This is a genomic window from Kitasatospora sp. NPDC004240, assembly GCF_053603215.1.
The window spans coordinates 1-11449 of sequence record NZ_JBSGFD010000242.1 but is presented as its reverse complement, the minus strand read 5'-3'; the positions used below and the strand labels follow the sequence as shown (position 1 = coordinate 11449).

The 11449-nt window shown below is 75.2% G+C and carries 11 protein-coding genes; 4 read left to right on the top strand and 7 right to left on the bottom strand.

The window, feature by feature from the left end; genetic code table 11:
- Nucleotides 1-135: 135 nt before the first annotated feature.
- The 5 genes from ACWEQL_RS37260 to ACWEQL_RS37240 form a co-directional block, all read right to left on the bottom strand.
- Nucleotides 136-996, bottom strand: a complete 861-nt coding sequence (locus tag ACWEQL_RS37260; protein ID WP_452155146.1) for a dioxygenase family protein — start codon at nt 994-996, stop codon at nt 136-138.
- 136 nt (nt 997-1132) lie between these two features.
- Complete coding sequence (locus ACWEQL_RS37255; protein ID WP_452155144.1) at nt 1133-2038, bottom strand: AraC family transcriptional regulator; 906 nt, start codon at nt 2036-2038, stop codon at nt 1133-1135.
- A gap of 92 nt (nt 2039-2130) precedes the next feature.
- On the bottom strand, nt 2131-3003 hold the full coding sequence (locus ACWEQL_RS37250) for an SCO1664 family protein (RefSeq protein WP_452155142.1): 873 nt from the start codon (nt 3001-3003) through the stop codon (nt 2131-2133).
- A complete protein-coding gene (locus ACWEQL_RS37245; protein ID WP_452155140.1) occupies nt 2973-3542 on the bottom strand; it encodes a DUF3090 domain-containing protein in 570 nt (189 codons plus the stop codon). Before ACWEQL_RS37245 ends, ACWEQL_RS37250 begins: the two co-directional genes overlap by 31 nt.
- A 261-nt stretch (nt 3543-3803) precedes the next feature.
- A complete protein-coding gene (locus ACWEQL_RS37240; protein ID WP_452155138.1) occupies nt 3804-4499 on the bottom strand; it encodes a histidine phosphatase family protein in 696 nt (231 codons plus the stop codon).
- A 116-nt stretch (nt 4500-4615) separates the two neighbouring features.
- Here ACWEQL_RS37240 and ACWEQL_RS37235 point away from each other — a divergent pair, with 116 nt between their 5' ends.
- Entirely contained in the window at nt 4616-5608 is a 993-nt protein-coding gene (locus ACWEQL_RS37235; RefSeq protein WP_452155136.1) for a magnesium and cobalt transport protein CorA, read from the top strand.
- 30 nt (nt 5609-5638) lie between these two features.
- On the opposite strand, the gene ACWEQL_RS37230 is transcribed toward ACWEQL_RS37235, so the two are convergent.
- Entirely contained in the window at nt 5639-6685 is a 1047-nt protein-coding gene (locus tag ACWEQL_RS37230) for an LLM class F420-dependent oxidoreductase (RefSeq protein ID WP_452155134.1), read from the bottom strand.
- A 231-nt stretch (nt 6686-6916) separates the two neighbouring features.
- On the opposite strand from ACWEQL_RS37230, the gene ACWEQL_RS37225 reads away from it, so the two are divergent.
- Nucleotides 6917-7897 carry an aldo/keto reductase gene (locus ACWEQL_RS37225; protein ID WP_452155132.1) on the top strand — a complete coding sequence of 327 codons (981 nt, stop codon included), beginning with the start codon at nt 6917-6919 and terminating at the stop codon, nt 7895-7897.
- 90 nt (nt 7898-7987) lie between these two features.
- Nucleotides 7988-10102, top strand: a complete 2115-nt coding sequence (locus ACWEQL_RS37220; protein WP_452155130.1) for an ATP-binding domain-containing protein — start codon at nt 7988-7990, stop codon at nt 10100-10102.
- A 125-nt stretch (nt 10103-10227) separates the two neighbouring features.
- On the opposite strand, the gene ACWEQL_RS37215 is transcribed toward ACWEQL_RS37220, so the two are convergent.
- Nucleotides 10228-10833 (bottom strand): hypothetical protein, encoded by a 606-nt coding sequence (locus tag ACWEQL_RS37215; protein WP_452155129.1) that lies wholly within the window; start codon nt 10831-10833, stop codon nt 10228-10230.
- Nucleotides 10834-11153: 320 nt separating this feature from the next.
- Between ACWEQL_RS37215 and ACWEQL_RS37210 the strand changes: the two genes are divergently transcribed.
- Nucleotides 11154-11363 (top strand): DUF5703 family protein, encoded by a 210-nt coding sequence (locus ACWEQL_RS37210; RefSeq protein WP_280681853.1) that lies wholly within the window; start codon nt 11154-11156, stop codon nt 11361-11363.
- Nucleotides 11364-11449: the final 86 nt, after the last annotated feature.

Genomic DNA, 11449 nt, shown 5'->3' with positions numbered 1-11449 from the left:
GATGCCTTCCGGAAGGTGTTGCTCCGCCCGGGGGGGAATAAACGGCGCCCCGGAGGGATCGCGGGCACGGAGGAGCGCCCGGCCGGCCCTGCCGCCGGCCGGGCGCGCGACCCGCTGGTGCAGCGCCCGGAGCCGCTACAGGCGCTTCCAGAGGGCCGGTACGTTCGGCGGCTCCCAGCCCGGGTAGGCCGTGTGTGCCTGGAGGCACTCGTAGGAGGCGCCGGAGTAGGTGACGCGGTCGCCCGCGCGGTAGGACGCGCCCGCGGTCCAGGTGCCGCCGGGCGGGGTGGTCTGGGTCTGGGTGGGCGTGGGCCCGGTGGGGGTCGGGCTGGGCGTCTGGGCGACGTTCAGCACGAAGTCGTACGTGCCCTCCTTCGCCGATCCGACCTGACGGACGTTCATCAGCAGCCGGGCGTCGTAGATGGTGTCCGTGCTGTTGCGCGGCTCGTTGGGGAAGTACAGCTGCGTGGTGAGCACCGGCCGGCCGGGCGCCTGCAGCTTGACGTGGATGTGCCGGGTGCGGCCCGGGTAGAGGCCGGGGACGATCGTGGTGAGGCTGAACGCGCCCTGCGCGTTGGTGAACTGGTGGCCGCGGAAGGTGTAGCCGGCGTTGTCGTAGGCGCCGTTGACGTCGGCCTGCCAGAAGTCCATCAGCACGTTGGCGATCGGCAGGCAGGCCCGGCCGAACACGTAGCCGCTGACGGTGAGCCGGGTGCCCGGGGTGTTCGCGGTCACCAGGGAGGTGCGCAGCGGGGAGTTGGGCTTGAAGTACGGGCCCTCGGTCTGCTCGATGGTCGGGGCGTCGCCGTCGTGGCACTCGGGGGTCAGGCCGGGGGCCTGGCCGGTGCCGGCCTGGTCGCGGGCGAGGGCCACGCCGCCGCCGACCAGCAGCGGGGCGGTGCCGACGACGGCGGCGGCCTTGAGGACGGTCTTGCGGCTGATCCGGCGGTCGATCAGGCCCTCGGGCCCGGCCGTGGGCTCTTCGGGTGCGGGCATGCGCCGACTCCTTCGGTGGTGGTGGGGGTGGTCGAACGGGTGGGCGGCCCTTGCCATGGTGGGGGCATGACAAGGACCGGGCCGATGCCCGCCCGGACCCGGAGAACCGGGCGGCCACCGGTGGCCAGCAGCCAACCTACGGGCCGCCCGGGGCCGCCGCGATGGACTCGATCCGGGGATCGTGGTGATTTCCTCCGACCCCCGTCCGGAACTCCCCCGGGGTCAGCCCGGTCTCCCGCCGGAAGAACCGGCAGAAGTACGCCGGATCCCCGAAGCCGGCCTCCTTCGCCACCTGGCGGATCGTCAGATCCGTGCAGGCGAGCAGTCGTTTGGCCTCCAGGGTCTGCTGCTGGCGGATCAGCCGACCCGGCGTGCGGCCGGTGGCGTCCTTGACCAGCGCCTGCAGATGGCCCGGCGAGACGCCCAACTCCTGGGCGCAGGAGGTCACCGTGCGCTGCGCCCCGCCGGGGCCTCCGATCAACCGGGTGAAGGCGTCGGCGAGTTCGGCCGTACGCCCGGGCGCGGCGGGGTGACCGCCGGCGTCACCCACCCGCAGCGCCCGGACGATCAGGATGTGCAGGTAGGCGCGCAGCACCCCGGGGTAGCCGGTCGGCAGGGCGCGGTACTCGTGCTCCATCTCGCCCAGCAGCGCGGCGATCGGGCCCGCCTCCGGCCCCAGGGCGGGACGCGGGCTGTCGGCCAGGGCGCGTAACGCGCCGAGGTCCTGCGGATGGTCGAGCAGGAAGTCCTCGTTGAAGAGCACCACCTGCCCGGTCAGGCCCCGCACGTCGTCCCAGTAGTGCACCTGACCGGGCGCGATGACGCACAACTGCGGTGGCTCCAGCGGCCGGCGGACCAGGTCCAGGACGTGGGCACCGGTGCCGGCGGTGACGTGCACGATCTCGAAGAAGGAGTGCCGGTGGGGGAATCCGGCCCGGGAGAGCGGCCCGATGGTGTCGAAGGAGCCGATCGCGAAGGGCAGTACGTGCGGCAGCGGGACCTCCAGCCGGTGCAGCGGGAGGTCGGCCGTACGGGCGCTCACCGCGGGCTCCGGCGGGCGGTGGGGGTGGTCGGTCGGTCGTCCATCGGACCAGCCTGCGGCCGGACGGCCCCACAGGTCCAGACCAATACAGTTTAAATCGGCGGCCAGGGGATGGACGGCCAGTCGTCCGACGGGTGCGGGTGGGTACCGCTGCCCAGCAGGGCGGCCACCCGGGCGCGGGTGGCGTCGAGTTCGGCGGCGGTCAGGTGCGGGGCGAGCAGCTCGCCGAGGTCACCGTCCAGCCGCCCGGCCAGGGACTCCAGCACGGCCGTCGCCTCGGCGGGCAGCGGCTGCCCGGCCCAGCCCCACAGCAGGGTGCGCAGCTTGTCCTCGGTGTTGAAGGTGACGCCGTGGTCGATGCCGTAGATCCGCCCGTCGGCGGCCGGGATCAGGTGGCCGCCCTTGCGGTCGGCGTTGTTCAGCACCGCGTCCAGCACGGCGAGCCGGCGCAGCCGCGCGTCGTCCGGATGGACCAGCAGGGCGGTGCGCCCGCCGCCGACCTCGGCCAGGACGACCGGCAGCCAGCCCTCCTCGGGCCCGGCCGGGTCCTGGAGGGCGAGCAGCGGGTCCGCCGCCGGGTCCGGCTCGACCCACAGCTGGGCCATGCCCGGGCCGTGCGGGCCGTCCCGCAGCACGGTCGGCGGTATCAGCGCCCAGCCGGTCGCCGCGGACAGCTCGTACGAGGCGACCTCGCGCCCGGCCAGGGTGCCGTCCGGGAAGTCCCAGAGCGGGCGCTCGCCGGCCACCGGCTTGTAGACGGCCTGCGCGCTCAGCCCGTCCAGGGTCACCGTGCAGTACAGCGCGGCGTTGGAGGCGTCCCCGAGACGGCCGTGGACGGTCAGGGCGCCCTCGCGCAGCAGGCGCAGCGCGGTGGGGACGTCGGCGGCCAGCGCGGCCCCGGCCACCGGGTCCGCCTCGGGGACGAGGTCGGTGTTCAGCGCCGGTAGCCGTTCGCGCGCGGGCACAGGTGGCCCTCCGGATCGAGCGGGAGGTTGCAGAACGGGCAGGGCTTGCGGCCGGCCGCGACCAGGTCCAGCGCCCGCTTGGCGAAGACCCGGGCCATCGCGCCGGACAGCCGCACCCGCAGCATGTCCGGACCCTCCTCGTCGTCGTCGAAGGTCGGGTCGACGTCCTCCTCGTCCTCGTCCTGCTCGACCACGGCCTGCGCCTCGACGACCAGGCACTCGTCGTTGCTGTCCCAGGCCAGCGCCATGGTGCCGACCCGGAACTCCTGCTCCAGCGGCAGGTCCAGCGGCGCGGTGTCCAGCAGGTCCTGCGGGGCGGCCGCGGGGATCGCCGTGCCGCCGCCGCTGCGCCGCAGCGCCTCGTCCAGGACCTCGTCGATCCGCTCGGCGAGGGCGGCGACCTGTGTCTTCTCCAGCAGCACGCTGGTGATCCGGCCGCGGGCGCTGGCCTGGAGGTAGAACGCCCGCGCGCCGGGCTGGCCGACGGTGCCGGCCACGAACCGTTCGGGCTGGTCGTAGTAGAAGACCTGACGGGGCACGCTCTCGCTCCGGATCGCTTCGCTCGTTCTGGTGTCGGCGCGGGGCGGCACGAAAGTGCCGTTCCGCGGTACTGCGCGGTGGTGCTGATGCGGTGGTGCTCGTGCGGTGGTGCTGGCCGTACCGGGCGCCGCTCACGGTGCCGCTCGGGGCTCGTTAGCCACCCTACGACCTCATGGGCATGCCCGGGGAGCCCGGACCGGTGCCGGGCGGGTCCCCGGGGCGGGGCCGGGCGGGTGCCGGGGCCGCCCCCGGCACCCGTCCTAGGCGCCGGTGGCGCCACCGACCACGGCGTCCCCGGCGGGCCCCTCCGCGGGGCGCGGCCGGGGCGCCAGCGAGCCGAGGTCGCCGGTGTCGCCCATTCTCAGCACGAAGGGCCGCCGCGGGGTGTAGCGGATCGCGGTGACCGAGCAGGGGTCGACGTTGATCCGCTGGAAGTGGTCGAGGTGCAGGCCGAGGGCGTCGGCCACCACGGCCTTGATCACGTCCCCGTGCGAGCAGGCGATCCAGACCGCGTCCTCGCCGTGCTCGGCGGCGACCTCGGCGTTCCACTCGCGCACCGCGCCGACCGTACGGTGGCTCAGCTCGCGCAGCGACTCACCGCCGGGGAAGGCGGCCGCCGCCGCGTGGTCCTGCACGGTCCGCCAGAGCGGCTCCTCGGCCAGCTCCGAGAGCGGGCGGCCGGTCCACTCGCCGTAGTGGCACTCGCCGAGCCGCTCGTCCAGGGCCGGCTCGCCCAGCTCGGGCCGGGCGGCCAGCAGCGGGGCCAGGGTCTGCCGGCAGCGCTCCAGCGGGCTGCTGACGGCCGCCGCCAGCGGGACGCCGGCGAGTCTGCCGGCCAGCGCGGCGGCCTGCCCGCGCCCGGTGTCGTCCAGGTCCACCCCGGGCGTCCAACCGGCCAGGATCCCGGCGGTGTTGGCGGTGGAGCGGCCGTGGCGGACGAGCAGCAGGGTGGGCATGGGGCTCAGCCTACGGCCTCGGGGGGCGGGAGAGGGCCCGGGCCCGGGTTTCGGCCCGGGCGTTCCGGGCCCGGTTCCGGCCGGTTCGCTCCCGCCCGGGCCGTCGGCGGGCGACAATGGCCCGCATGATCGTCGATTGCGCCATCTACCGGGCCGGACGCCGCACCGAGGGGCCCGCGGACTACTCCGACGCCCTGGCCGCCGCCCGGGCGGCCGGCGACGGCAGCTTCCTGTGGATAGGGCTGTTCGAGCCGACCGCCGAGGAACTGGCCCTGGTCAGCGACGAGTTCGCCCTGCACCCGCTGGCGGTCGAGGACGCCGTCAGCGCCCGCCAGCGGCCCAAGCTGGAGGTCTACGACGGCTCGCTGTTCCTCAGCCTCAAGACCCTCGGCCACCGTCCCGGCGGCTACGCGGTCACCACCGGCGAGGTGATGGTCTTCGTCGGCGACGCCTACGTGATGACCGTCCGGCACGGCGCCGACACCCCGCTGAGCGGCCTGCGCAAGGAGCTGGAGGCCGAACCCGAGGTCCTGCGGTACGGGCCGAGCGCGGTGCTGCACCGGGTCTGCGACACCGTCGTGGACGGCCACATGGACGTCGCCGCGGCGCTCCAGGGCGACCTCGACGAACTGGAGGCCGACACCTTCGCCCCCGGCCGGGCCGACCGCGACACCGCCGGCCGGATCTACGGCTACAAGCGCCAGTTGGTCACCGTCCGGCGCGCCACCGGCCCGCTGCTCGATCCGATGCTGCGCCTCGCACGCGGGGGCGTGCCGTTCGTCCGTCCCGAGGCGCTCCCCTACCTGCGGGACGTCGCCGACCACCTGGCGCGCACCAACGACCAGGTGGAGGGCATGGACCGGCTGCTCACCGACATCCTCGGCGCCCACCTGGCCCAGGTCAGCGTGCAGCAGAACAACGACATGCGGAAGATCTCCGCCTGGGCCGCGCTGGCCGCGGTGCCGACGCTGATCGCGGGCGTGTACGGGATGAACTTCGACGAGATGCCCGAGCTGCGCCAGCCCTGGGGCTACCCGGCGGTGCTGGGGCTGATGGCGGTGGTCTGCCTGCTGCTGCACCGGATCTTCAAACGGCACGGCTGGCTGTGACGGCCACCGCCACCCCTCACCCGGCGGGCGTCAGGCCAGGCCGGCGCGCTCCAGCGCCTCCACGCCGGTGCGCAGCGCGTGCAGCCGGTCGTCCAGGGTGAAGCCGGCCGGGGCGAGGGTCAGCGTGGTGACGCCCGCGTCGGCGTAGGCCTGCATCCGGTCGGCGATCCGCTCGACCGGGCCGAGCAGCGAGGTCGCGTCGATCAGGTCGTGCGGGACGGCGGCCGCGGCGCCCGCGTAGTCCTTGGCGAGGTACTTCTCCTGGATCTCGTCGGCGGCCTGCTCGAAGCCCATCCGCCGGGTGAGCTGGTTGTAGAAGTTCTTCTCCTTGGAGCCCATGCCGCCGATGTAGAGCGCGGCGTAGGAGCGCTGGGCGTCGGCGGCGGCCTCGATGTCCTCGCCGACCGAGATGGTCACGGTCGGGCAGAGGTCGAAGCCCTCCAGGGTCCGCCCGGCCTTGGCGCGGCCCGCCCGCAGCGGCTCGACGGAGAGCGCGGCGTGCTCGGGGGCGAAGAAGATGCCGAGCCAGCCGTCGGCGATCTCGCCGGTCTGCTCCAGGTTCTTCGGGCCGATCGCCGCGATGTACAGCGGGATGTGCTCGCGCACCGGGTGCACGGTGAGCTTGAGCGGCTTGCCGGGGCCGCCGGGCAGCGGCAGCGTCCACTGCTCGCCCTCGTGGACCAGGCGCTCGCGGGACATCGCCTTGCGGATGATCTCCACGTACTCGCGGGTGCGGGCGAGCGGCTTGTCGAACTTGACGCCGTACCAGCCCTCGGAGACCTGCGGGCCGGAGACGCCGAGGCCGAGCCGGAAGCGGCCGCCGGACAGGGTGTCCAGGGTGGCGGCGGTCATCGCGGTCATCGCGGGGGTGCGGGCCGGGATCTGGAAGATGGCCGAACCGACGTCGATCCGTTCCGTCCGCGCGGCCACGAAGCTGAGCACGGTGGCGGCGTCGGAGCCGTACGCCTCGGCGGCCCAGCACACCGAGTAGCCCAGCCGGTCGGCCTCCTGGGCGACCGCGATGTTGTCGGCGTCCATGCCGAGTCCCCAGTAGCCGAGGTTGATGCCGAGTCGCATGGGGTGCCACACCTTCCAGTCGGGTTGCCCCGGAGCGTAACCGGGTGTCCGAGCAGGATGCTACTCGTCGGTAGCTGTGTCGCGGGTCACATGCGACGGTATCCGGCCGGGCCGGGCGGGCCCCGGCCCCCTGCGGGTCGGCGCCCCTGCCCGGGCACCGGCCGCTACGCTCACCCGCGAGGGAGAAGCCTCTCCCCACCTGCGAGTTCACCAGCCAGCGGAGGCCGTCCGATGGAACTGCGCCACCTCGGCCGTACCGGGCTCATGGTCTCCCGGCTCGGCCTCGGCACCATGACCTGGGGCCGCGACATCGACGAGCACGAGGCCGCCGAACAGCTGAAGGTCTTCGTCGACGCCGGCGGCAACCTGGTCGACACCGCCGACGTGTACGCCGACGGCGGCGCCGAGTACCTGCTCTCCCGCCTCACCGACGGCCTGGTCCCGCGCTCGGAGCTGGTCATCGCCACCAAGTCCGGCAGCGTCCCGGGCACCGCCCGCCGCTTCGACGGCTCCCGCGGCCACCTGCTCGCCGCCCTCGACGCCTCGCTGCGCCGGCTCGGCACGGAGTACGTCGACCTGTGGCAGGTGCACGCGCACGACCCGGGCACGCCCTTCGAGGAGACCCTGAGCGCGCTGGACATCGCGGTCACCTCGGGGCGTGCCCGCTACGTCGGCGTCTGCGACCACAGCGGCTGGCAGCTCGCCCGGGCCGCCACCTGGCAGCGCGCCCACCACGGCCGGACCCCGCTGGCCTCCGCGCAGCTGGAGTACTCGCTGCTCCAGCGCGGCATCGAACGGGAGGCCCTGCCCGCGGCCCGGGACGCCGGGATCGGGCTGCTGGCCCGCTCCCCGCTCGGCCGCGGCGTGCTCACCGGCAAGTACCGGCACGGCGTCCCGCAGGACTCCCGCGGCGCCTCGCCGTACCTGTCCGGCTTCGTCCAGCCCTACCTCGGGGAGCGCTCGCGACGGATCGTGGACGCGCTCGCGACCGCCGCCGACGGACTGGCCAGCAGCCCGCTGGCGGTCGCGCTGGCCTGGGTCCGGGACCGGCCCGGGGTGGCCAGCGCGCTGCTCGGGGCCCGGACCCCGCTCCAGCTGCAGGCGGCGCTGTCGGTGGAGGCGCTTACGCTTCCGGGTGAGATCCGCGGTGCGCTCGACGACATCTCGGCGCCGGTCCACCGCTACCCCGACCAGGAGTGGACCGAGCTGTAGCGGCCGGCCCGCCCCGCGACCGACGACGGCCGGCCGCACCGTTCAGGTGAGACCGGGCGCGGCACTGGAGTGACCCCTTTGGAGCGAACGATGAGCAACACGGAGAACGGCGCTCCGGAGAGCACCCCGGCCGGGCCGGCCAGCGGCGACGACCGCGCGGCCAGGGTCGCCGCGCTCGCGGAGGCGATCCGCGGGGTCGGGCGGTCGGGCGAGATCATCACGCCCGCCCCGGCCGCTCCGGCCACCCCCGCCGTACCCGCCGCCGCCCGGCCGGCCGCTCCCGCGCCCGGGACCGCGCCGGCCACCCCCGCCGTACCTGCCCCGCACTCCCCGCCCGCCCCGACCGCCGGCGCCGTACGGCCCGACGAGCAGCGGGAGCAGGCGCTGCGGGCCGTCACCGAGGTGCTCACGGCCGGCGGCGCGCCCGCCTCGCTCGCCGGTCCGGCCCTCGCCGCGTTCGGCGAGGGTGCCGCCGAGCAGCTGCGCGAGGACCCGTGGGCGGTCCTCGGCCTGCCCGGCGTACGGCCCGAGCACGCGGACGGCTTCGCCCGCGGGCTGCTCGGCGCCGACGCCACCCCCGGCGACCCGCGCCGGGCCGGGGCGCTGGTGCCGTGGCTCCTCGAGCAGGCCGCGCTGCGCGGACACTCGGCGGTGGAGATCGGCGAGGTCGCGGCCGGCCTCGACCGGCTCCGCCTGCCCGACTCGGCCGCCGCGTTGCAGGCGGTGGTGGTCGACGGCCGGGTGATGCCGTTCCAGGAGGAGCTGACCGGCCCCGAGGCCCACGGCTCCGACGAGGACGAGGAAGCGCCGACCCGCACCCTGCTGGCGCTGGAGCGGCTGGCGCTCGCGGAGGAGAGCCTGGCGGACGGTCTGGTCCGGCTGATGTCGACCTTCACCCCGGGCGAGGACGCCGACGAGCCCGGGGACGCCGAGCGGCAGGAGGCGCAGGACGCCGAGTCGCAGGAGGCAGGGGAGGCGGCGGAGGCCGGCGAGGAGCGGGCCCCCGTCGCGCCCGGGCCCGCCGCGTGGGCGGCGGCCGCCGAGGCCGCGCCCTCCTCGTCCGCCAAGGCGCTGATCCTGGCCGTCGCCGACGGTTCGCCGGTGCTGCACACCGGCGGCGAGGCCGCCAAGGCCGAACCGGCCGCGCTGCTGCGGGCCGCCGGCGGGCTCGGGCTGCGCGCCTGGGCGGCCACCTGGACCGACCAGGGCCGCGACGCCTTCGCCGCCCCGGCCGAGGGGCACGCGGCCGTACCCGTCGTCACCCTGGCCGAGCTGCTCTCCGGCGCGGCCGGGCCCGGCCGCGCCCCCGACGGCACCCTCGCACTGGACCTCCTGGTGGTCCTGGACGCCCCGCTGCTGGACGTCGAACTGGCCGCGACCCTGCTGGAATCGCTGGCCGACGGCACCCGTCTGGTGCTCAGCGGCGACCCGGGCCAGCTCTGGTCGGCCGGCCCCGGGCGCTTCTTCGCCGACCTCGCCGCCGCCAAGGTCTGCCCCGCGGTGGCCTCCCGCACCCCGGACTTCGGCCCGATCGGCGAGCTGGTCTCGGGCGTCGGCATCGGCGAGCTCCAGCCGGTCGAGGCGCCCGACAAGGAGGTGGTCATCCTGACCGCCAAGGACGGCGCCGAGGCCGTCCACCGCGCCCTCCAGCTGCTCACCGACTCCATCCCGCGCGCCCTCGGCATCCCCGCGGAGCAGGTCGTGCTGCTCACCCCCGGCCACGGCGGGAGCGCCGGCACCCGCGCGCTCAACGCCGCCGCCAAGGCCCGGCTCAACCCCGGGCCGGGCCGGTTCCGCGGCTTCGACCCGGGCGACCGGGTGGTGGACTCCCCCGCCCCGGGCATCACCCTCCCGGCCCGGGTGCTGGACGGCGACGCCACCGGGCTGCACCTGGAGTACGCGGACGGCGCCCGCCGCACCGTACCGCCCGCCGAGGTCGAACGGCTGCGGCACGGCTGGGCGCTGACCGTCCACCAGGCGGTCGGCCGCCGCTGGCCGGGCGCGGTGGTCGTACTGCCCGACGACGCGGCCGCCGGGCTCACCCGGCAGTGGGTCTACACCGCCTTCGGCCGGGCCGAGCGGCACCTGTCGGTCGTCCACGCGGCCGGCCCCGCGCTCCAGCAGGCGGTCGCCGAACGCCCGGCGGCGGCGCGCACCACCCGGCTGCGCTCGATCCTGGCGGAGAACGCCGCCCAGGCGTACTGAACCGAGGCGCACCGCGCCCCGGCCGTACGGGCCACCGCCCGGCCGACGTGACGCGGGCGGGTACGACGGTGGGGCGGTGTCCGGGTCCTCTCCCGGGCACCGCCCCACCGTCGCGTCCGTACGGGTCAGTCGTCGAGGTCCTCGTCGTCGTAGACCTCGCTCACGTCGAAGCGGCAGATCAGCAGTCGCGGATCGGCCTGCTCGAACGGCTCCGGCAGCCAGTCCCCCGGCTCGGCCGGCTCGGCGGCGGCGACCCAGAGCGTGGAGTCGCCCTCCTCCAGGCCGAACTCCTCGCTGCGAGCGGCGATCTCGTCCGGCTCGTACTCGCCGAACAGCACGCCGATCGCCGCGTTCACCCCGCCCGTGCCGCCCCCGCCGGGGGTCAGCGAGTCGTCCAGCCGCTCGGCCTGGCCGCGCAGCCGCTCCGCGTCGACGATGTGGTAGTCGCGGCGGATCAGCACGCTGATCGCCTCGGGCTGGTCGGGCCCGTGGTACCCGGCGGCGGCCTCGTCGCCGGGGACCTCGAAGGGAGTGACCTCGTCGTAGACCTCGTACAGGAGTTGGTCGTAGGCGATGGCCGCCGTGGCGAGCTGCTCGTAGGCGGCGAACACAGCGGGATCGTCCGCTGCGCTGGGGCTTGACACCGCTTCCAGATGACGATCGATGGCGGCCTTGACCGCCTCGGCGGCGGCGCGTACCTCGGCAAGGGTGGGCTGCGCGGCATCAGACATGGTGCAGACGCTATCTCCCCTCGGTGCCGGTACGCACAGCGGTTGTCACCTACACCCCCGATTTCACCGCAACTTCCCCCCGGATGTCCGTTCCGGGTGGATCTGTGACCGCGATCATGGCCCCGTCGGCGCCCGTTTCGGCCGAACGGGTAGGTCTTCGCGGCCGGCGGGCGGGGTATCCCGTCAACAGGAGAAACGGAACTGATGCACTGTCAGTCCTGGGGTCGGCGGGCCTCGCGGGAGCGCGGCCGGAAATACCCCGGCCGGCTGCCGGAGGCAGGCCGTACCCTTGCGTGCAGGCGTCCCACAGGAGGAGCGTTTTGACCCCACCGAAGCCGGTCCGGCAGCCGGAGTACGAGTACCAGTCGCTGCGCATGCCGCGCGGCACCACCCGTAACGCCGCGCGCCAACTGCTCACCGAGCACGCGGAGTACGGGCACTGGGAATTGGACAGACTGCGGCTCTTTCCCGACGGCAGCCGGACGGTCCGGCTCCGACGGCGGATCATCCGGCAGGTCCGGAGCTGGTGACGGGCGTCACGTCCGCACCGCCCGCGCCCCCGCACCCCTGACGCGCCCGTGGCCGCCGCTCGACCGAGCGGCGGCCCCCGGGGGTG

Excerpts from the sequence above, each read along its gene's own strand:
- ACWEQL_RS37260 (WP_452155146.1), bottom strand. The coding sequence starts at position 996 with ATGCCCGCACCCGAAGAGCCCACGGCCGGGCCCGAGGGCCTGATCGAC.
- ACWEQL_RS37240 (WP_452155138.1), bottom strand. The coding sequence starts at position 4,499 with ATGCCCACCCTGCTGCTCGTCCGCCACGGCCGCTCCACCGCCAACACC.
- ACWEQL_RS37235 (WP_452155136.1), top strand. The coding sequence starts at position 4,616 with ATGGCCCGCATGATCGTCGATTGCGCCATCTACCGGGCCGGACGCCGC.
- ACWEQL_RS37230 (WP_452155134.1), bottom strand. The coding sequence starts at position 6,685 with ATGCGACTCGGCATCAACCTCGGCTACTGGGGACTCGGCATGGACGCC.
- ACWEQL_RS37225 (WP_452155132.1), top strand. The coding sequence starts at position 6,917 with ATGGAACTGCGCCACCTCGGCCGTACCGGGCTCATGGTCTCCCGGCTC.
- ACWEQL_RS37220 (WP_452155130.1), top strand. The coding sequence starts at position 7,988 with ATGAGCAACACGGAGAACGGCGCTCCGGAGAGCACCCCGGCCGGGCCG.
- ACWEQL_RS37215 (WP_452155129.1), bottom strand. The coding sequence starts at position 10,833 with ATGTCTGATGCCGCGCAGCCCACCCTTGCCGAGGTACGCGCCGCCGCC.